The organism is Stenotrophomonas sp. YJH_SMC_110 (genome assembly GCF_059369255.1).
This window is the reverse complement of record NZ_JCAFSM010000003.1, coordinates 259,878-280,863: the sequence shown is the minus strand read 5'-3', so window position 1 is coordinate 280,863 and position 20,986 is coordinate 259,878. Positions and strand designations below refer to the sequence as shown.

Sequence of the window (20,986 nt, the reverse complement as noted above, 5' to 3'; positions counted from 1 at the left end):
TGAACGTCGGGGCTATCGCTTTTTGCAGAAAACACGCGTATCGTGCGACCCACTGTGTTTGCTAGGGTCACCGTGAATCGTGGCCTGGTGCAGTTGATCTCACGATCCGCTCATCGATCCGCTTTACCAACGCCTGCAACTCAGTCTCGGCCCCGATACCCGGTGGCTGCGATTTTTTTCAACATGTGTTTCAGGAGTTAGTAAAAATGTCTGAACGTCAGACCGGTACCGTCAAGTGGTTCAACGACGCCAAGGGCTTCGGCTTCATCACCCCGGAAAGCGGCCCGGACCTGTTCGTGCACTTCCGCGCGATCCAGGGCACCGGCTTCAAGACCCTGCAGGAAGGCCAGAAGGTTACCTTCATCGCCGTCCAGGGTCAGAAGGGCATGCAGGCTGACCAGGTGCAGGCGGTCTAATCCGTCTGCTACCGTTGGGTAGCCAGAACGCCGGAAGCGAAAGCTTCCGGCGTTTTTTATTGCCCGCCGTTTTTTTTTGTAGAGTCGAGCCATGCTGGACTGCGCCCAAAGACAGTCGAGCATGGCTCAACTCTACAAAGGACATGCAGCCGGCGCGGTACGATGCGCGTCTCCCCAAGGGATCACCCCCATGCGCATCGTCCACCATCTGGAAAACTCCCGTTCGCTGCGCGTGCTGTGGATGCTGGAGGAGCTGGGGTTGGACTACGAACTGCGCCGCTATCCGCGCGATCCGAAGACGCTGCTGGCGCCGCCGGAACTGCGCAGCGTGCATCCGCTCGGCAAGTCGCCGGTACTGCAGGATGGTGAGCTGGTACTGGCCGAGTCCGGCGCGATCCTCGACTACCTCGCTGACCGTTACGACACGCAACGCCAGCTGTCGCCGTCACCAATGCCGGCCGACGGGGCCGAACGCATCGCTTACCGCTACTGGCTGCACTACGCCGAAGGCTCGGCGATGCCACCGTTGCTGCTGACCCTGGTGATGGGCCGCATACGCAACGCGCCGATGCCGTTCTTCGCGCGCCCGATCGCACGCAGCATTGCCGACAAGGCCGAGCGCGGCTTCATCGGCCCGCAGCGGCGCCTGCACCTGGACTGGATGGAGCGCCGCCTGGCCGAAAGCCCGTGGTTTGCCGGCGAGCGTTTCAGTGCGGCCGACATCCAGATGAGCTTCCCGATCCAGGCCGCTGCCGCGCGCGGTGGTGGCCTGGACGACAAACCGGCACTGCGTGGCTTCCTCAAGCGTATCGGTGAACGCCCGGCCTACCAGCGTGCCGAGGCCCACGGCGGCCACCTGCAGGCGCTCGGCGGCAATTGAGGAGGGCGGCCGTCGCCCTCATCTCCAGCACCATGGATACCGACACTCCCCGTTTCGACAACCGCCTGCTGCACACCCTGCCGGGCGACCCCGAATCCGGCCCGCGCAGGCGCGAAGTGCTGGGCGCCGCCTGGTCGCCCGTGATGCCGACCCCGGTGACGGCGCCCACGCTGTTGGCCTGGGCGCCGGACGTCGCCGAAATGCTTGGCTTCGATACCGCTGAAGTCGAAAGCGAAGGTTTCGCGCAGGTATTCGGCGGCAATGCGCTGTACGCCGGCATGCAACCGTGGGCAGCCAACTACGGTGGCCATCAGTTTGGCCACTGGGCCGGCCAGCTCGGCGACGGGCGTGCGATTTCGCTGGGTGAGCTGGTTGCGCCGGATGGCCAGCACTGGGAGCTGCAGTTGAAGGGGGCCGGGCCAACGCCGTACTCGCGGGGGGCCGATGGACGGGCAGTGCTGCGCTCATCGATCCGCGAATTCCTGTGCAGCGAGGCGATGCATCACCTTGGCGTGCCGACTACGCGCGCGTTGTCACTGGTCGGCACCGGTGAGGACGTGGTGCGCGACATGTTCTATGACGGCCATCCGCGTGCCGAGCCAGGCGCCATCGTATGCCGGGTCTCGCCGTCGTTCCTGCGCTTCGGTTCGTTCGAACTGCCGGCCTCGCGCGGTGAAACCGCCCTGCTGCAGCAGCTGGTGGATGCCTGCATCGCCCGCGACTTCCCCGAACTGCAAGGGCAGGGCGAGGCGCTGTACGGCGACTGGTTCGCGCAGATCGCGGTGCGCACGGCCGAGATGATCGCGCACTGGATGCGTGTCGGCTTCGTGCACGGCGTGATGAACACCGACAACCTGTCCGTGCTCGGTGTGACGCTGGATTACGGCCCCTATGGCTGGGTCGAGGACTTCGATCCGGACTGGACGCCGAACACCACCGACGCCCAGGGGCGCCGCTACCGCTTCGGCACCCAGCCGCAGGTGGCGTACTGGAACCTGAGCCGATTGGCGCAGGCGCTGTCGCCGCTGTTCGCCGATGTCGCACCGCTGCAGGCAGGCCTGGCGGCTTACCAGTCCACGTTCGTGGCCTGCACGCGTCGCGATGCTGCAGCGAAGCTGGGGCTGGCTGCTGCCGACGATGATGACCTGCAGCTCTACCAGCGCTGGCAACAGCTGATGCAGGAGGGCGCAATGGACATGACCCTGGCTTGGCGCGCACTGATGCGCATCGACCCGGCGGCAGCAGATGCGACGGTTCTGGACGCGGTGTACTACGACGAGGCGCGGCGACAGGCAGTGCAGGCACCGCTGCGGCACTGGCTGCAGGACTACGCAGCGCGCCTGCGCCGCGATCCGCTGGCGGCCAGCGAACGCCAGGCGAAGATGGCAGCGGCCAACCCGCTGTACGTGCTGCGCAACTGGCTGGCCCAGGAAGCGATCGACCGCGCAGAGCAGGGGGATCTCGGCGGCGTCCATGCACTGCAGGACGTGCTGCGCGACCCGTACACCGAGCGTGCCGGCCTGGAACACTTCGCTGGCAAGCGCCCGGCGTGGGCCGACAATCGCGCCGGTTGCTCGATGCTGTCCTGCAGTTCCTGAGGGTGGGTTTCGGCAGGGCTGAGCCCTGCACCTGCGGAGGCCAGATCAACAGCCAGAGCAAAAGCGGATTCCGTGGTTTGGCGGGGCGGTGTCGGAGTGCGGGGACGCTGCAAGTACGTCCCTGTAAGCTTGGCAGCCGCATCCATGCGGCTGACACCCCGCACTCCGACACCGCCCCACCTCCGACAGATTCCCGCGGCTGTGGGTAGGTGTCGACCTTGGTCGACACATCTGTCAGATATCGAATGAAATTCCGGGGTCAGATCCGTTTTCCTTCGTAAAACGGATCTGACCCCATGAGCAATTCCGACAGATCGCAGGAAACTGTCGAAGGCGGGGTGGGTCCGGTTGCGGGGGCGTGAACGCCATGGATGGCGCGACCGAGCCTACGCGGACGTATCTACGGCGTCCCCCGCAACCGGGCCCGCCCCGCCATCCCCCGGGATGCAGGCAGTTGCAGTTGCAGTTGCAGTTGCTGTTGAGGTTGCCGGCCAGCGGCCGGCACTACGGCAGGTGCCGGGCGCAGCCCGGCCGGACACCACCAACAGGCAGGCGGCGCCCGGAACAGGTACCCTATGCCGCCATCAGATAGCCAATGTGACATGACCGACGCCATCGTCGCTCCGCAGTGGGCCTCCCGCCTGCGCGACATCGCCGACTTCCCCAAGCCCGGCATCCTGTTCAAGGACATCATGCCGCTGCTCGCCCATGGCGAGGATTTCCGCGGCGCGATCACCGCGATGGCCGACCGTTGGCGCGACCAGAAGCTGGACGCAGTGGTCGGCATCGAATCGCGTGGGTTCATCCTCGGTGCCGCGATGGCGCTGGAGCTGGGCGTCGGCTTCGTGCCGGTGCGCAAGCCGGGCAAGCTGCCGGGCCAGGTCCTGCGCGAGGAATACACGCTGGAATACCGCAGCGACTGCATCGAAGTGCATGCCGATGCGCTGCCGGCCGGCGCCCGCGTGGTGATCATCGACGACGTGCTGGCCACCGGCGGCACGCTGGTCGCTGCGCTGTCGCTGGTGCGCCGCCTGGGCGTTGAAGTGGTCGGCGCCGGTGTACTGGTCGAACTGGACGGCCTCGGAGGTCGCGCCCGCTGGGAATCGGACCTGCCGCTGCACACCGAACTGGTGTTCTGACCGAAGGGTGGGTGCCAACCAGGGTTGGCACCTGCCAGAGCGAATGGCCGGGAGCCGGTCGTTGCCAACCTTGGTTGGCAGCACTTTTCGCGACGGGTGCCATGGACGGGCCAACCAAGGTTGGCCGCTACCAGGCCAGATCGTTACCAACCGTGGTTGGCAACGCTGCTTCAATCACATCATCCGCACGCGGAAACGACGGCCCTTGATCTTGCCGGCTTCCAGCTTGGCCACGGCCTTGTTGGCCTGCTCGCGCGCGATCGCCACATAGGAGCGGGTCGGGAAGATCGCGATCTTGCCGATGAACTTGCTCGACAGGCCGGCATCACCGGTCAGCGCACCGAGGATGTCGCCCGGGCGCAGCTTGTCGGTCTTGCCACCGTCGATGCGCAGCGTGCGCATCGCGGCCTGCGGCAGTTCGGCCGGGCGCGAGGTTGCCAGCGGCGTCTTCTGCCAGTCCAGCGGCTGCCCCATCTGCGCTTCGATGGCGTCGGCGCGGGTCTTCTCGCGGCCGGCCACCAGGCTGATCGCCAGGCCGCTGGCACCGGCGCGCCCGGTACGGCCCACGCGGTGCTGGTAGCTTTCCACGTCGGTCGGAAGCTCGTAATTGATCACTGCCGCCAGCTCTTCCACGTCCAGGCCGCGCGCGGCGACGTCGCTGGCGACCAGCACGTTGCAGCTGCGGTTGGCCAGCAGCAACAGCACTTCCTCGCGGTCGCGCTGCTCCATGTCGCCGTGCAGGGCCAGTGCGGAGAAGCCGAACTGCTGCAGCGAGTTGGCCACTTCGTCCACGTCCTTGCGGGTGTTGCAGAACACGACCGCCGATTCCGGCGTGTACTTCAGCAGCAGGCCGGCCAGCGCCTTCTGGCGATGCGCCGGTTCCACCTCGCAGAACAGGTGGCGGATGGCCGGTGCCTGGTCGGCGCCTTCCACGGTCACTTCCACCGCGTCGCGCAGCAGGTCACGCGCCATGGCGCGGATGCTGTCGGGGAAGGTGGCGGAGAACAGCAGGCTCTGGCGGTCCCTATGGGTGCGGCCGGCGATCTCGCGGATCGGCTCCTCGAAGCCCATGTCGAGCATGCGGTCGGCCTCGTCCAGCACCAGCGTGCGCACCGCGCCCAGGTTCAGCGCGCGCTTGCGTGCCAGCTCCTGCACGCGGCCGGGCGTGCCGACCACCACATGCGGATCGTGGCCTTCAAGCGAGGCCAGCTGCGGGCCCAGCGGCACGCCGCCCACCAGCAGCAACAGCTTCAGGTTGGGGATGCCGGTGGCCAGCTTGCGGATCTGCTTGCCGACCTGGTCGGCCAGTTCGCGGGTCGGGCACAGCACCAGCGCCTGCACGCGGATCAGGCTGGGGTCGATGGCCTGCAGCAGGCCCAGGCCGAAGGCGGCGGTCTTGCCGCTGCCGGTGGGTGCCTGTGCGATCACATCACGGCCATCGAGGATGGCCGGCAGGCTCTGCGCCTGCACGGGGGTGAGGGTGGTGTAGCCGAGGGCATCCAGGCCGGGCTGCAGGGCCGGGCTCAGCGGCAGGGTCGAGAAGTCAGTCATGGCGCATTGTACCTGCCTGCGCGGCCGGTCCCGCCTGATCGGATGGGGTCGAATCCCTTTCCGCAGGAAAGGGCTCCGACCCCATCGGAGTCGTCATCCACGCAGGGCGTGAATATACCCGGGGGGCGTCCACGCATGGCGTGAGTACACCGGGGGCATCCACGCATGGCGTGGATCTACGGGTGGATGCCGACCTGGGTCGGCACGCTCCTGCTCAGCCAAGCACCGCCAGTGCACCCTGATGGATCGCCAGGCCACCGAACAGCAGCCAGGCGAACAGGATCAGCGCCAGCAGCAGCGGCTTCAGCCCGGCCTGGCGCAGCGCCGAGACGTGGGTGGTCAGGCCCAGCGCGGCCATCGCCATCGCCAGCAGCACGGTATCCAGCTGCACCAGCCCCGCCTGCAGGCCCGCCGGCAGCAGATGCAGCGAGTTGAACCCGGCCACCGCCACGAAACCAAAAGCGAACCACGGCACCACGATGCGCGCCTTTTTGCCGTCGGCGCTGGCCTTGCCGCCACGCGCCAGCCACAGCGACAGCGCGACCAGGAACGGCGCCAGCAGCATCACCCGCACCATCTTGGTGATCACCGCCGTGTCGGCCGCTGCTTCGTTGACCGCGCGGCCTGCCGCCACCACCTGTGCCACTTCATGCACCGTCGCACCGGTGAACAGGCCGTACTGCCGCGCGTCCATTGCCAGCCAGCCGTGCGACTGCACCAGTGCATACAACGCCGGGTAAAGGAACATCGCCAGCGTGCCGAACACCACCACCGTAGAGACCGCGACGGTGACCTGCGCAGCGCGGCCGCGCACCACCGGCTCGGCGGCCATCACCGCCGCCGCGCCGCAGATCGCGCTGCCGGCGCCGATCAGCATCGCCGCTTCGCGCTCCATCTTGAACACGCGCATGCCCAGCCAGCAGGCCAGCCCGAAGGTGCTGGCGACCACCAGCACGTCCATCAGCACGCCGGCCACGCCGACGTGGCCGATGTCCTGGAAGGTCAGGCGCAGGCCGTACAGCACGATGCCGGCGCGCAACAGCCAGTGCTTGGAGAAGCCGACACCGGCCGCGCTGCTCGGCGCCAGCCGCGGGTAAAGGGTGTTGCCGACCACGATGCCGGCGACGATGGCCACGGTCAGCGCGCTCAGGCCATGCGCCTGGAGCCAGGGAAGCTGGGCCAGGTACAGCGACGCCGCCGCGATCAGGCCCACCAGCAGCAGGCCGGGCAGGCGAGGCTGCCAGCGTTGGCGCAGGGCGGGCAGGGACCAGGAGGAGAGAGCGGTGGCGTTCATGGCGCGACAGGACTGGAGTGATGGGCCAAGCGTGCGCCTGTGTCACTGACCTGTAAAACGAATAATATGGGTGAAACCTACCTATAAAGCGGGTACATTCCATGCGCCTGACCTTGCGCCAGCTGCAGGTCTTCGTCGCCATCGCCGACCATGGCACCACCACTGCCGCCGGCCAGGCCGTCGCGCTCTCGCAGTCGGCCAGCAGCGCCGCCCTGCAGGAGCTGGAGGCGCACTTCGGCACCCCGCTGTTCGACCGCATCGGCCGCCGCCTGGCGCTGAACGGGCACGGCCGCGCGCTGCTGGAGCCGGCGCGCACCTTGCTGGTCAACGCCGCCGATCTGGAGCGGCAGCTGGCCGCCGGCGGCGACCCGTCGCAGGGCGCACCGCTACGGCTGGTGCTGGCCGCCAGTACCACCATCGGCAACTACCTGCTGCCGCCACGCATCGCCGAACTGCTGCGGCAGGCGCCTCAGGCCGAGGTCGATCTGCGCATCGACAACAGTGCCGGCGTGGTCGCCGCGGTACAGCGCCTGGACGTCGACGCCGGCCTGATCGAAGGCCCGTGCCATGAGCGTGGCCTGCAGGTGACCGCCTGGCAGCAGGACCCACTGGTGATCGTGGCTGCCGCCGATGCCCGCGCACGCTGGTCGCTGGATGAACTGCGCCGCGCACGCTGGCTGCTGCGTGAGCCTGGCTCCGGCACCCGCGAAGCCGTGGAACAGGCCCTGCTGCCGCACCTGCGTGGCTTCGCGCAGACCCTGCAGCTGGGCAATACCGAAGCGATCAAGCAGGCCGCCATCGCCGGCCTCGGCCTGGCCTGCCTGTCGCGCCACGCGCTGGAAGAGCCGCTGGCCCTGGGCCGCCTGCGCGTGCTCGAGACTCCGCTGCCGGCCCTGCAGCGCACCCTGTGGCTGGTGCGCCACCCCGGCAAGCAATGGCTGCCGGGGTTGCAGGCGTTGCTGGGGGAGGTGGGGTAGCCATCAGATTTCCAGTCGATTCCATCCATCGACCCTTCTTGTAGCGCTCATCCACGCATGGCGTGGATCTACCGTGTCGACCAAGGTCGACACCCACCAGAGCAGAATGTAGTTCCGACAGATTGCAGGAATCTATCGAAGGCGGGATGGGTCCGGTTGCGGGGGTGTCCGCGGCATGGATGCCGCGGCCAAGCCCCCAGGGACGGGTTTACGGCGTCCCCCGCGACCGGACCCATCCCGCCATCCCACAGGAAACCAGCTTTTGACGTTGCCGTTGAGGTTGCCGGCCAGCGGCCGGCACTACCGCGGGTGCCGGGTGCAACCCGGCCGACGCCCCCAACCCGTACAATATCCGGATGCCTCTGATTACTCTGCAGAACGTCGACTTCAGCGTCGGCGGCCCGTTGTTGCTGGAAAAGGCCGAACTGTCGATCGAGCCGGGCGAACGCATCGCCCTGATCGGCCGCAACGGCGCCGGCAAATCCACCCTGCTCAAGCTGCTGTCGGGCGACCACAAGCCCGATGACGGCGAAGTCCGCGTGCAGCAGGGCGTGCGCGTCACCCGCCTGGAGCAGGAAGTGCCACACGGCGCAGCCGGCTCGGTGTTCGACGTCGTTGCCGATGGCCTCGGTGAACTGGGCCAGTGGCTGGCCGAGTTCCACCATCTCAGCCATGCCGAGGTCTTCGATGGTGAAGCCCTCGGCAATGTGCAGGCCAAGATCGATGCCGCCAACGGCTGGGGCCTGGACCAGCGTGTCAGCGAAACGCTGACCAAGCTCGACCTGGACGGCGATGCCGAATTCGGCCGCCTGTCCGGCGGCATGAAGCGCCGCGTGCTGCTGGCCCGTGCACTGGTATCGAGCCCGGACGTGCTGCTGCTGGACGAACCGACCAACCACCTGGACATCGAAGCCATCGACTGGCTCGAAGCGTTCCTGAAGGGCTGGAGCGGCAGCGTGGTGTTCGTCACCCATGACCGCCGCTTCCTGCGTGCGCTGGCCACCCGCATCGTCGAGATCGATCGCGGCCAGGTCACCAGCTGGCCGGGCGACTGGGCCAACTACGAGCGCCGCCGCGAGGAACGCCTCAATGCGCAGGCGCAGGAAAATGCCCGCTTCGACAAGCTGCTGGCGCAGGAAGAAGTCTGGATCCGCCAAGGCATCAAGGCCCGTCGTACCCGCGACGAGGGCCGCGTGCGCCGCCTCAAGGCGATGCGCACCGAACGCTCGCAGCGCCGCGACCTCAGCGGTAACGTCAAGATGGAAGCCGCGCAGGGCGTCAGCTCCGGCAAGAAGGTCATCGACGTCAAGGACATTTCGTTCGCCTTCGGCGAGCGCACCATGGTCCGCGATTTCACCACCACCATCCTGCGTGGCGACCGCATCGGCCTGATCGGCCCCAACGGCAGCGGCAAGACCACGCTGCTGAAGCTGCTGCTGGGTGAACTGCAGCCGGCCAAGGGTGAGGTCAATGCGGGCACCAACCTGCAGATCGCCTATTTCGACCAGTACCGCGCGGTGCTGCGCGAAGACTGGAGCGCGATCGAGAACGTGGCCGAAGGCCGCGATTTCCTCGAGTTCAACGGCAAGCGCAAGCACGTGCATGCCTACCTGCAGGACTTCATGTTCACCCCCGAGCGCGCGCGTGCGCCGATCACCCGCCTGTCCGGTGGCGAGCGCAACCGCCTGCTGCTGGCCAAGCTGTTCGCGCAGCCGTCCAACCTGCTGGTGATGGACGAACCGACCAACGACCTCGACGTGGAAACCCTGGAGCTGCTGGAAGAGCTGCTGGGCGAGTACACCGGTACGCTGCTGCTGGTCAGCCACGACCGTGACTTCATCGACAACGTGGTGACCTCCACGCTGGTGATGGAAGGCGACGGCGTGATCGGCGAGTACGTCGGTGGCTACAGCGACTGGCAGCGCTATGCGGCCAGCGTGGCTGCGCCTGCCGCGGCCCCGGCTGCCAAGGCGGCGACTGCTGCACCGGCCGCTGCTGCGGCCGCGACTCCCGCAGCCCCCAAGCGCAAGCTGGCGTACAAGGAAGCGCGCGAGCTGGAGCAGCTGCCAAAGACCATCGAGAAGCTGGAAGGCGATGTCGAAGGGCTGACCTCGGCGATGAACGACCCATCGTTCTACACCCGCAGCAGTGCTGAAGTGACGGCGCACACCCAGCAGCTGGCCAAGGTGCAGGCCGAACTGGATGCCGCTTACGCGCGCTGGGAAGAGCTGGAAGGCTGAGCGTTGACCGGCGCCAGCGATCGCGCCGATTGATGTAGAGCCGAGCTCACGCTCGGCTCAGCAGATCCACGCCAGGCGTGGATATCCGGAATCTGTGCGGACCAACGGTCCGCACCTACCAACCAACGGTCCGCACCTACCAACCGACGGTCCGCACCGACCGGGGGGCCGGCCGTCATTTGACCCCGTGCAGATCCCGCAGCTGGCTCGGCCGGCTGCCGAAGTACGCCGCCAGATCGGCGATGTCCTGATCACTCAGGTCCTTCGCCTGCGGCGTCATCAGCGCATGCTGGCGGTCACCGGCGCGGTAGGCCTGCAGCGCGTGCGCCAGGTAGTCACCGTACTGCCCACCCAGCTTCGGATAGGTCGGATCGATCGGCGCATTGCCGTCGGCCCCATGGCAGTCGATGCAGCTCTGGTTGGTGGCTTTGCCCTTCACCTTGGCGCGGGCCTCACCGGCGGCCTCGCGACCTGCCGGCAGGCCGGCGGAGGACGATGAACCGTGCTCGCCGCTGGCATGGCCCGGGTCGGCGGCCGATTTTTCGCTGTTTTCCACCTGCGACTGTGAGCAGGCGGCCAGCAGCAGGGCAACGGACAGGGCGATGGCGTGACGCATCGGATGCGCGGCTTTCGACATGGGCGGGCCTTACTTGACGGTGGACAGGTAAACAGAGAGATCGGCGATCTCCTGTTCGCTGAAACTCATCGACTGCGCCTGCATCGTCGGATGCCGGCGCTTGCCCTGGCGGTACTCGGTCAGGGCCTGGGCCAGATACTGCTGGGTCTGGCCGCCGATCTTCGGCACCCGGTAACTGGGGTAGGCGTTCTTGTAGCCGGTGATCCCGTGGCAGCCCTGGCAGGTGTAGGCCAGGACGCGGCCATTGTCGAAGTTGCCGGTGGGTGCGGCGGGCGCTGGCGCAACGGCGGGAGCCGGGGCCGGGGCGGGTGTGGCAGGAGCAGGAGCGGGCTGTGCGGCGGCCCCAAGGGGCAGGAGGACGGCCAGAGCGAGACAAGCGGCGAGCGGCTGCGGGCGCATGGTGTCGTTTCCGGGGATTCGGGTCTGGTCGTTCCGGCGTGGGGTACGGAACGACCCGAGTATAGCCTCAGGTTTCATCTAGCTGAAATGGGGGCGCGCCGACCAGCGGCGTGAAGGCACCATGACCTTTGGGATATGGTGTTGCCGTGAAGTGGTGCATTACTTTGCCACCACACCTGTCCACGCATCCTTCAGGGACCCGACGATGTCGCACCCAACCTTCCTGTCCGGCCGTCGCAGCGGAATCTGCGCTGCCGCACTGCTGATCTCCACCTCCCTGCTGCTGGGCGGTTGCGCCGCAGGGCCCAATTCCGAAGCCAAGGCTGCCGAGACCAAGGAGGAGAAGAAGGTCGACGCAGTCCCGGTCGAAGTGGCGGTGGCCAGCCATCGTGCCGTCGCGGCCAGCTACACCGGCACGGCCGCGCTGGAACCACGCGCCGAGTCGCAGGTGGTCGCCAAGACCTCCGGCGTGGCGCTGGCGGTGCTGGTCGAGGAAGGGCAGCGGGTCACCGCCGGCCAACCGCTGGTGCGGCTGGACCCGGATCGTGCACGGCTGGCCGTTGCACAGAGCGAAGCGCAGATGCGCAAGCTGGAAAACAATTACCAGCGCGCACAGAAGCTGGTCGGCCAGCAGATGGTCAGCGCCGCCGATGTCGACCAGCTGCGCTACGACCTGGAAAACGTGCGCGCGCAGTACCGGCTGGCCACGCTGGAGCTGTCCTACACCACGGTGGTGGCGCCGATCTCCGGCGTGATCGCATCGCGCTCGATCAAGACCGGCAACTTCGTGCAGATCAACACGCCGATCTTCCGCATCGTCGACAACTCGCGGCTGGAAGCCACCCTCAACGTGCCCGAGCGTGAACTGGCCACCCTGCGCGCCGGCCAGCCGGTGACGCTGGCGGCCGACGCGCTGCCGGGGCAGAGCTTCACCGGCACCGTTGATCGCATCGCGCCGGTGGTGGATTCGGGCAGCGGCACGTTTCGCGTGGTCAGCGCCTTCGACGGCGCCGCACACGCGCTGCAGCCCGGCATGTTCGGTCGCATCCGCATCGACTACGACCAGCGTGCCGATGCGCTGGTCGTACCGCGCCTGGCGTTGCTCGACGACGGTGAGCCGGCGGTGTTCCGCGTGCGCGAAGGCAAGGTCGCACGCGTTCCGGTCAAGCTGGGTTACGCCGAGGGCCCGTGGGTGGAGATCCGTGATGGCCTGGCGGCCGGTGATCAGGTGGTCACCGCCGGCAAGGTCGCCCTGCGCGACGGCACCACGGTGCAGGTGATTGCCGATCCGAAGGCGAAGACGGTCGCTGCGGCCGCCAAGCCCGCAGACAAGGCCGGGAGCAAGCAATGACCGCCCCGGGCCACGACCACGGTGCCTCGCCGGCGAGCGACGGCGCCGCCGCCGGCATGCGCGGCGGCCTGGTGGAGTTTGCCACCCGCCGCCGCGTGACCATCGCCATGTGCACAGTCACGCTGCTGCTGTTCGGCCTGATCGCGCTGGGCAATCTCAAGGTCAACCTGCTGCCCGACCTGAGCTACCCGACGCTGACCGTGCGCACCGAATACACCGGTGCAGCGCCGACTGAAATCGAAACCCTGATCACCCAGCCGGTCGAAGAAGCGGTCGGCGTGGTCAAGAACCTGCGCAAGCTGAAGTCGGTCTCGCGCACCGGCCAGAGCGACGTGGTGCTGGAATTCGCCTGGGGCACCAACATGGACCAGGCCAGCCTGGAGGTGCGCGACAAGATGGAAGCGCTGAACCTGCCGCTGGAGGCCAAGGCCCCGGTGCTGCTGCGCTTCAATCCGTCAACCGAGCCGATCATGCGCCTGGTGCTGTCGAACAAGACGGCGCCGACCAGCGATGCCGATGCGGTGCGCGAGCTGACCGGCCTGCGCCGCTATGCCGATGAAGACCTCAAGAAGAAGCTGGAGCCGGTCACCGGTGTGGCGGCAGTGAAGGTGGGCGGCGGCCTGGAGGACGAGATCCAGGTCGACATCGACCAGCAGAAGCTTGCCCAGCTGAACCTGCCGATCGACACCGTCATCAAGCGCCTGAAGGACGAGAACATCAACATTTCCGGCGGCCGCCTGGAGGAGGGCTCGCAGCGCTTCCTGGTGCGTACCGTCAACCAGTTCGCCGACCTGGAGGAGATCCGCAACCTGCTGGTGACCACCCAGGCCGCCAATGGCAGCGCGGCGGACTCGGCGCTGCAGCAGATGTTCAACATCGCCGCGTCGACCGGTTCGGCGGCCGCCATCGCGGCGGCGTCGGCGGCACAGAGCGCATCGTCCGGCGGTGGCTCCAGCGTGGTTGCCAACGGCGTGCCGGTGCGCCTGAAGGACGTGGCCACCGTGCGCCAGGGCTACAAGGAGCGCGAAGCGATCATCCGCCTGGGCGGCAAGGAATCGGTCGAGCTGGCCATCTACAAGGAAGGCGACGCCAACACCGTGGCCACCGCTGAAGCGCTGCGCAAGCGCCTGGAGCAGATCAAGGGCACGTTCCCGTCCGATGTCCAGCTGACCACCATCGAGGACCAGTCGCGCTTCATCGAGCACGCCATCGCCGACGTCAAGAAGGATGCCGTGATCGGCGGCCTGCTGGCGATCCTGATCATCTTCCTGTTCCTGCGCGATGGCTGGAGTACGTTCGTGATCAGCCTGTCGTTGCCGGTCTCGATCATCGCCACGTTCTTCTTCATGGGCCAGCTCGGCCTGAGCTTGAACGTGATGTCGCTGGGTGGCCTGGCATTGGCCACCGGCCTGGTGGTGGATGACTCGATCGTGGTGTTGGAGAGCATCGCCAAGGCCCGTGAGCGTGGCCTGGGCATCCTGCAGGCGGCGATCGCCGGCACCCGTGAAGTGAGCATGGCCGTGGTCGCCTCGACCCTGACCACCATCGCGGTGTTCCTGCCGCTGGTGTTCGTCGATGGCATCGCCGGGCAGCTGTTCCGCGACCAGGCGCTGACCGTGGCGATCGCCATCGCGATCTCGCTGCTGGTGTCGATGACCCTGATCCCGATGCTGAGCTCGCTGAAGGGGCGGCCGCCGCTGGCGTTCCCGGAAGAGGCGCCGAACGCAGCATGGCAGCCGCAGAAGCGTTGGCAGAAGCCGGTTGCACTGGGCCGCCGTGGCCTGCTCGCCAGCGTGCGCTGGAGCTTCTATGCGCTGGCCTGGCTCGTGGTGCGCCTGTGGCGCGGCGTGGTGGCGGTGGTCGGCCCGGTGATGCGCAAGGCCAGCGACCTGGCGATGAAGCCCTATGCAGGCGCCGAGCGAGGCTACCTGCGCCTGCTGCCGAGTGCGCTGGCGCATCCCGGCAAGGTGCTGGGCGTGGCAGCCATCATTTTCGTGGCGACCATGGCGCTGGTGCCGATGCTTGGCGCCGACCTGATCCCGCAGCTGGCGCAGGACCGTTTCGAAATGACGGTGAAGCTGCCGGCCGGCACGCCGCTGAAGCAGACCGATGCGCTGGTGCGCGAGCTGCAGCTGGCGCATGGCAAGGGCGAAGGCGTGGCCTCGCTGTATGGCGTCAGTGGCAGCGGCACCCGGCTGGATGCCAGCCCGACCGAAAGTGGCGAGAACATCGGCAAGCTGACCGTGGTGATGGAAGGTGGCGGCAATGCGCACACTGAAGCGGCGATCACCGAGCGCCTGCGCGGCACCATGAGCCAGCACCCGGGTGCCCAGGTCGACTTCGCGCGGCCGGCGTTGTTCAGCTTTTCCACGCCGCTGGAAATCGAACTGCGCGGGCAGGACATGGCGACCCTGGAAGTGGCCGGCCAGCGCCTGGCGGCGATGCTGCGCGGCAACGCCCACTACGCCGACGTGAAGTCGACGGTGGAAGAGGGCTTCCCGGAAATCCAGATCCGCTTCGACCAGGAGCGCGCCGGTGCGCTGGGCCTGACCACCCGCCAGATCGCCGACGTGGTGGTGAAGAAGGTGCGTGGCGACGTCGCCACCCGCTACAGCTTCCGTGACCGCAAGATCGACGTGCTGGTGCGCGCCCAGGAAGGTGACCGCGCCAGCGTGGAGAGCATCCGCCGGCTGATCGTCAATCCGGGCAGCACCCGCCCGGTGACCCTGGACGCGGTGGCCGACGTGGTCGCCACCACCGGCCCCAGCGAGATCCATCGTGCCGACCAGACCCGGGTGGCGGTGGTGTCGGCCAACCTGCGCGACATCGACCTGGGCGCCGCCATGCGCGAAGTGCAGCAGATGGTGGCCGAACAGCCGCTGGGCGCAGGCGTGGGCCTGCACATCGGTGGCCAGGGCGAGGAGCTGGCGCAGGCGGCGAAGTCGCTGATCTTCGCCTTCGGCCTGGCGATCTTCCTGGTCTACCTGGTGATGGCCTCGCAGTTCGAATCCCTGCTGCACCCGTTCGTGATCCTGTTCACCATCCCGCTGGCGCTGGTCGGCGCGATCCTGGCGCTGATGCTGACCGGAAAGCCCATCTCGGTGGTGGTGTTCATCGGCCTGATCCTGCTTGTCGGCCTGGTCACCAAGAACGCGATCATCCTGATCGACAAGGTCAACCAGCTGCGCGAGGCCGGCGTGGCCAAGCATGAGGCGCTGGTGGAGGGTGCGCGTTCCCGCCTGCGCCCGATCATCATGACCACGCTGTGCACGCTGTTCGGCTTCCTGCCGCTGGCGGTGGCGATGGGCGAGGGCGCCGAAGTGCGTGCACCGATGGCGATCACCGTGATCGGTGGCCTGCTGGTGTCGACGCTGCTGACGCTGCTGGTGATCCCGGTGGTGTACGACCTGATGGATCGTCGCGGCGACGCCTACTACCGTGAGCGCGGCCGCAAGCACGCCGGTGAAGGCCTGCATGGCGACGAGGGCGGCACAGCGGGTGTGGAGGAACCGGCATGAGTGTTGCCGAGTTCTCCATCCGCCGTCCGGTCACCACCATCATGTGCTTCGTGTCGCTGGTGGTGATCGGCCTGATCGCTTCGTTCCGGCTGCCGTTGGAGGCGCTGCCGGACATCTCCGCGCCGTTCCTGTTCGTGCAGATTCCCTACACCGGCTCGACCCCGGAAGAAGTGGAACGGACCATCATCCGTCCGGTCGAGGAATCGCTGGCGACGATGACCGGCATCAAGCGCATGCGCTCGTCGGCCACCTCCGAGGCGGCGCTGATCTACATCGAGTTCAGCGACTGGGACCGCGACATCGCCATTGCCGCGTCGGACGCGCGCGAGCGTATCGACGCGATCCGCAGCGACCTGCCCGACGACCTGCAGCGCTACAACGTGTTCAAGTGGTCCAGCAGCGACCAGCCCGTGCTGAAGGTGCGGCTGGCCAGCACCACCGACCTGACCACCGCCTATGACATGCTCGATCGTGAGTTCAAGCGGCGCATCGAGCGTATTCCCGGTGTGGCCCGCGTCGATATCACCGGTGCGCCGCCGAACGAGGTGGAGATCGCCATCGATCCGAACCGGCTCAACGCGCATGGGTTGAGCATCAACGAGCTGAGCGAGCGCCTGCGCACGCTGAACTTCTCGATCTCGGCCGGGCAGATCGATGACAACGGCCAACGCGTGCGCGTGCAGCCGGTAGGCGAGATCACCGACCTTCAGGAGATGCGCGACCTGGTGATCAACGCCAAGGGCCTGCGCCTGGGCGACTTCGCCGACGTGCGCCTGAAGCCGGCGCGGATGAACTACGGGCGCCGCCTGGACGGCAACCCGGCGGTGGGCCTGGACATCTTCAAGGAACGCAGCGCCAACCTGGTGGACGTTTCGCGTGCGGCACTGGCCGAGGTCGAGGCGATCCGCGCGCAGCCGTCGATGCGCGACGTGCAGATCAAGGTGATCGACAACCAGGGCAAGGCAGTGACGTCCTCGCTGCTGGAGCTGGCCGAGGCCGGCGCGGTCGGCCTGATCCTGTCGGTCACCGTGCTGTTCTTCTTCCTGCGCCATTGGCCGTCGACGCTGATGGTGACCCTGGCCATTCCGATCTGCTTCACCATCACCCTCGGCTTCATGTACTTCGTCGGGGTGACACTCAACATCCTGACCATGATGGGCCTGCTGCTGGCCGTCGGCATGCTGGTCGACAACGCGGTGGTGGTGGTGGAGAGCATCTACCAGGAGCGCGAGCGCATGCCGGGGCAGCCACGGCTGGCCTCGATCATCGGCACCCGCAACGTGGCCATCGCGCTCAGCGCCGGCACGCTGTGCCACTGCATCGTGTTCGTGCCGAACCTGTTCGGCGAGACCAACAACATCAGCATCTTCATGGCGCAGATCGCGATCACCATCTCGGTCTCGCTGCTGGCCTCGTGGCTGGTGGCGGTCAGCCTGATCCCGATGCTGTCCGCGCGCATGGCCACGCCCAAGCTGGTGCACTCGCAGACCGGCCTGATCGCGCGCCTGCAGCGACGCTATGCGCAGCTGCTGGACTGGTCACTGCATCACCGCGGTTGGAGCCTGCTCGGCATCCTGCTGGTGGTGCTGGTCAGCCTGGTGCCGATGAAGCTGACCAAGGTCGACATGTTCGGTGGTGAGGGGGGCAAGGACATCTTCATCGGCTACATGTGGAAGGGCGCCTACACCTACCGCCAGATGTCCGAGGAAGTGGCGCGGGTGGAGAACTGGATCGACCAGAACCGCGAACGCCTGCACGTGAAGCAGGTGTATTCCTGGTACAGCGAGCAGGAAGGCAGTTCCACGGTGGTCACCCTGGACGAAAAGTACGCCAAGGACATCAAGTCGCTGCAGGAGGAACTGCGCAAGGGCCTGCCGAAGTCGGCCCGCACCGATTACTTCGTCGGCAACCAGGGCGGCGATGGCGGTGGCGGCAGCAACCAGGGCGTGCAGGTGCAGCTGGTGGGCGACTCCAGCTCGATGCTGCAGGAGATCGGCCAGGAAGTGGTGCCGTTGCTGGCGCAGCGTGCCGAGCTGCGTGACGTGCGCATCGACAACGGCGAGAAGGGCGGCGAGCTGAAGGTGCGCGTCGACCGCGAGCGTGCCGCAGCGTTCGGCTTCAGTGCCGAGCAGGTGGCCAGCTTCGTCGGCCTGGCGCTGCGCGGCGCGCCGATGCGCGAGTTCCGCCGCGGTGACAACGAAGTGCCGGTGTGGGTGCGCTTTGCCGGCGCCGAGCAGAGCAGCCCGGAAGACCTGGCCGGTTTCAGCGTGCGCACCGGCGATGGCCGCAGCGTGCCGCTGCTGAGCCTGGTCACCGTGGACGTTGGTTCGTCCGCCACCCAGATCGGCCGCACCAACCGCCAGACCACGTTGACCATCAAGGCCAACCTGGCCGAGAAGGTCACCGCGCCGGACGGACGCAAGGCGATCGAAGCCGTGCTCAAGCCGATGAACTTCCCGGCCGGCTATGGCTTCACCTTCGACGGCGGCGACTACGGCAACGACGACGAGGCCATGCAGCAGATGGTGTTCAACCTGCTGATCGCACTGGTGATGATCTACGTGGTGATGGCGGCGGTGTTCGAGTCGCTGCTGTTCCCGGCGGCGATCATGAGCGGAGTGCTGTTCTCGATCTTCGGCGTGTTCTGGCTGTTCTGGATCACCGGCACCTCGTTCGGGATCATGTCCTTCATCGGCATCCTGGTGCTGATGGGCGTGGTGGTGAACAACGGCATCGTGATGATCGAGCACATCAACAACCTGCGGCGCAGCGGCATGGGCCGCACCCAGGCGCTGGTGGAAGGCTCACGCGAACGCCTGCGCCCGATCATGATGACCATGGGCACGGCGATCCTGGCGATGATCCCGATCTCGCTGACCGATACGCAGATGTTCGGCAATGGCCCGGAGTATTCGCCGATGGCGCGCGCGATTGCGGGCGGCCTGGCGTTCTCGACGGTGGTCAGCCTGCTGTTCCTGCCGACGATCTATGCGGTGCTCGATGACCTGCGCAATGCCGTGACGCGGTTGATCCGCCGTGCACGCGGGCTGGAGAGGATGGAGCCGGGCGCTGCCCGGCTGTAATGCGCGCCAACGTGTTGTGGTGTGGGGGAGGCCGGTCGTAGTGGGGCGGTCTCCCCCTTTTTTTCTGCTCGCCGCGTCGCGGCTTCGCCCGAGCATGGGCTCGGGCGCTACAGATTCTGTGGCCGGTTGAGAGGCTTACCCCGCCACCTTGCCCCACACCTTGAAGGTGGTCAGCCACAGGCCGAGCATGCTGCCGATGTTGGTCAGCATGAAGGTCAGCACCACGCGGGTAACGCGATTGCGGTACCAGCCCTTCAGGCTCTGCGCATCGTCGCGCAGCTTCAGGAAGTCCTCGTAGGCCGGCTTGCGCAGGCGCGCTTCCACCAGCGCCGAGAATGCGCCGGTCGGGATGCTCAGGCGGAACGGCTTGAACGGGGCCACCGCGATCGCGGTGAGAATGCTCAGCGGGTGACCGCCTGCCAGCAGGCAGCCCAGGCCCGCCAGGCCGCCGGTATACATTGCCCAGGTCGCCAACAGCTCGGTGCCCACGCCCAGGCCGCCGCGGTAGAAGCCCACACCGATGCCGGTCGCCACGATCGCCAGGATGCCGAGCGTGAACCACGGGATGTTGCGCTTCTTCGGCACCGCCTCCAGCTCGGCGCGCAGCGGCGCCGGTGCCTCGGTATCGGTTTCCAGGTAGCGCGCCAGCCCGGCCAGGTGACCGGCACCGACCACCGCCAGCACTTCACGCTGCTGCGGGGTGTGCTCCTCGCGCAGGCGCGTGGCCATGTAGCGGTCGCGCTCGCCGATGATGGTTTCGTACAGCGCCGGGCTCTCGCTGGCGAACTCACCGAAGCTCGATTCCAGCATGTCGCCCTGCTTGAGCTTTTCGATCTCGTTCTCGCCCACTTCCTCGGACGAGAACAGGCCGGCGCCCAGCCCGGCAACCAGCTTCAGCTTGCCGAAGAACCCAAGCCGCTGCGACGCCCGGCGGAAGGTCAGGCCGACCTCGCGGTCGATCAGGTGCACCGGCAGGTCGCGTTCGCGCGCCAGTTCCACCGCGCGTTTCAGTTCCGCGCCCGGCTCGATGTCGAGCTGTTCGGCCAGGCGGCGCTGGTAGGCGGACAGGGCCAGGTTGGCGGCGAACAGGGCGACGCGGCCCTTGCGGATCACCTCGACCAGGTCGAGCTTGGCCAGCGTGTCCGGGTCGCTCAGCGCCTGCAGGCGCTGCGGGTCCAGTTCAACGGCCACGGCGTCGAAGCGACCGCTGTCGATGGCTTTCTCCACCGCCTCGACGCTGGCGCGTGAGACATGGGCGGTGCCCAGCAGGGTGTAGCGCACGCCGTCGCGTTCGACGACGCGCACCGGCTGGCCGGCGAACAGGTCGTCACCGGTCTCGGGAAGGGTTTCGGTCATGGGTTCATTCATTGGAAGGTGCGGTGTCGGCGCCATCGCCGAGCGCGCGCTGCATCTGCACGGTGTCCAGCCAGCGGCCATGCTTGCGGCCGAGGCCACGGAACACGCCGACCAGCTCGAAGCCGAAGCGTTCGTGCAGCTTGATTGAAGCGGTATTGGTCGGTTCGCCGATCACCGCCACCATCTGCCGGTAGCCACGCGCCACGCAGGCGTCGATCAACGCCTGCAGCAGGCCGGTGCCGACGCCCTTGCCCTGGAACGCGGCATCGACGTAGACCGAGTTTTCCACGGTCCACTGGTAGGCAACGCGGGTGCGGTAGGTGTTGGCGTAGGCATAGCCGGCCACCTGGCCGTCAATCTCGGCGACCAGGTAGGGGAAGCCGCGGTCGATGATGTCGCGCATGCGGCGCAGCATCTCGGACGCGTCCGGAATGTCGTACTCGTAAGTGTTGACGAAGTCGGTCACTTCCACCGCGTAGATCGCGGTGATCGCGTCGATGTCGGCCGGGCCGGCATCACGGATGAGGACGGCCATGCGCGGGCTCCG

The 20,986-nt window shown here is 67.2% G+C and carries 15 protein-coding genes; 9 read left to right on the top strand and 6 right to left on the bottom strand.

Translation table 11 applies throughout. The features are described from left to right. Positions 1–206 precede the first annotated feature (206 nt). From AC5P6H_RS08435 to AC5P6H_RS08420, 4 genes are all read left to right on the top strand, one after another. Entirely contained in the window at positions 207–416 is a 210-nt protein-coding gene (locus AC5P6H_RS08435) for a cold-shock protein (RefSeq protein ID WP_005416210.1), read from the top strand. A gap of 190 nt (positions 417–606) precedes the next feature. Next, entirely contained in the window at positions 607–1,296 is a 690-nt protein-coding gene (locus AC5P6H_RS08430) for a glutathione S-transferase family protein (RefSeq protein ID WP_111205980.1), read from the top strand. Positions 1,297–1,328: 32 nt separating this feature from the next. After that, on the top strand, positions 1,329–2,894 hold the full coding sequence (locus tag AC5P6H_RS08425) for a protein adenylyltransferase SelO (RefSeq protein WP_126411966.1): 1,566 nt from the start codon (positions 1,329–1,331) through the stop codon (positions 2,892–2,894). 602 nt (positions 2,895–3,496) lie between these two features. Then, on the top strand, positions 3,497–4,033 hold the full coding sequence (locus tag AC5P6H_RS08420; RefSeq protein WP_049405272.1) for an adenine phosphoribosyltransferase: 537 nt from the start codon (positions 3,497–3,499) through the stop codon (positions 4,031–4,033). 174 nt (positions 4,034–4,207) lie between these two features. Here AC5P6H_RS08420 and dbpA read toward each other — a convergent pair whose 3' ends face one another. Together dbpA and AC5P6H_RS08410 are read right to left on the bottom strand one after the other, a co-directional pair. Next, positions 4,208–5,584 (bottom strand): ATP-dependent RNA helicase DbpA, encoded by a 1,377-nt coding sequence (dbpA, locus tag AC5P6H_RS08415; protein WP_014646838.1) that lies wholly within the window; start codon positions 5,582–5,584, stop codon positions 4,208–4,210. A 214-nt stretch (positions 5,585–5,798) separates the two neighbouring features. Next, complete coding sequence (locus AC5P6H_RS08410) at positions 5,799–6,878, bottom strand: YeiH family protein (protein WP_495202516.1); 1,080 nt, start codon at positions 6,876–6,878, stop codon at positions 5,799–5,801. Positions 6,879–6,979: 101 nt separating this feature from the next. Here AC5P6H_RS08410 and AC5P6H_RS08405 point away from each other — a divergent pair, with 101 nt between their 5' ends. Continuing rightward, positions 6,980–7,855 (top strand): LysR substrate-binding domain-containing protein, encoded by an 876-nt coding sequence (locus AC5P6H_RS08405; protein WP_014646840.1) that lies wholly within the window; start codon positions 6,980–6,982, stop codon positions 7,853–7,855. 356 nt (positions 7,856–8,211) lie between these two features. Further along, on the top strand, positions 8,212–10,095 hold the full coding sequence (locus AC5P6H_RS08400) for an ATP-binding cassette domain-containing protein (protein WP_126411970.1): 1,884 nt from the start codon (positions 8,212–8,214) through the stop codon (positions 10,093–10,095). A gap of 175 nt (positions 10,096–10,270) precedes the next feature. On the opposite strand, the gene AC5P6H_RS08395 is transcribed toward AC5P6H_RS08400, so the two are convergent. Both AC5P6H_RS08395 and AC5P6H_RS08390 read right to left on the bottom strand, forming a co-directional pair. Next, positions 10,271–10,732 carry a c-type cytochrome gene (locus AC5P6H_RS08395; protein ID WP_005416218.1) on the bottom strand — a complete coding sequence of 154 codons (462 nt, stop codon included), beginning with the start codon at positions 10,730–10,732 and terminating at the stop codon, positions 10,271–10,273. A 9-nt stretch (positions 10,733–10,741) separates the two neighbouring features. Then, on the bottom strand, positions 10,742–11,131 hold the full coding sequence (locus tag AC5P6H_RS08390; protein ID WP_014646842.1) for a c-type cytochrome: 390 nt from the start codon (positions 11,129–11,131) through the stop codon (positions 10,742–10,744). Positions 11,132–11,336: 205 nt separating this feature from the next. On the opposite strand from AC5P6H_RS08390, the gene AC5P6H_RS08385 reads away from it, so the two are divergent. From AC5P6H_RS08385 to AC5P6H_RS08375, 3 genes are read left to right on the top strand one after another with little or no spacing between them, the layout of a single operon-like run. After that, positions 11,337–12,482 (top strand): efflux RND transporter periplasmic adaptor subunit, encoded by a 1,146-nt coding sequence (locus AC5P6H_RS08385; protein ID WP_014036886.1) that lies wholly within the window; start codon positions 11,337–11,339, stop codon positions 12,480–12,482. Further along, positions 12,479–16,000, top strand: coding sequence for an efflux RND transporter permease subunit (locus tag AC5P6H_RS08380; RefSeq protein WP_495202515.1), 3,522 nt, complete (start codon positions 12,479–12,481; stop codon positions 15,998–16,000). The genes AC5P6H_RS08385 and AC5P6H_RS08380 overlap by 4 nt, the downstream gene beginning before the upstream one ends. Next, positions 15,997–19,083, top strand: a complete 3,087-nt coding sequence (locus AC5P6H_RS08375) for an efflux RND transporter permease subunit (protein ID WP_495202514.1) — start codon at positions 15,997–15,999, stop codon at positions 19,081–19,083. The genes AC5P6H_RS08380 and AC5P6H_RS08375 overlap by 4 nt, the downstream gene beginning before the upstream one ends. A gap of 135 nt (positions 19,084–19,218) precedes the next feature. On the opposite strand, the gene AC5P6H_RS08370 is transcribed toward AC5P6H_RS08375, so the two are convergent. Together AC5P6H_RS08370 and AC5P6H_RS08365 are read right to left on the bottom strand one after the other, a co-directional pair. Next, positions 19,219–20,439, bottom strand: a complete 1,221-nt coding sequence (locus tag AC5P6H_RS08370) for a TraB/GumN family protein (protein ID WP_014646845.1) — start codon at positions 20,437–20,439, stop codon at positions 19,219–19,221. 4 nt (positions 20,440–20,443) lie between these two features. Then, positions 20,444–20,974, bottom strand: a complete 531-nt coding sequence (locus AC5P6H_RS08365) for a GNAT family N-acetyltransferase (protein WP_014646846.1) — start codon at positions 20,972–20,974, stop codon at positions 20,444–20,446. Positions 20,975–20,986: the final 12 nt, after the last annotated feature.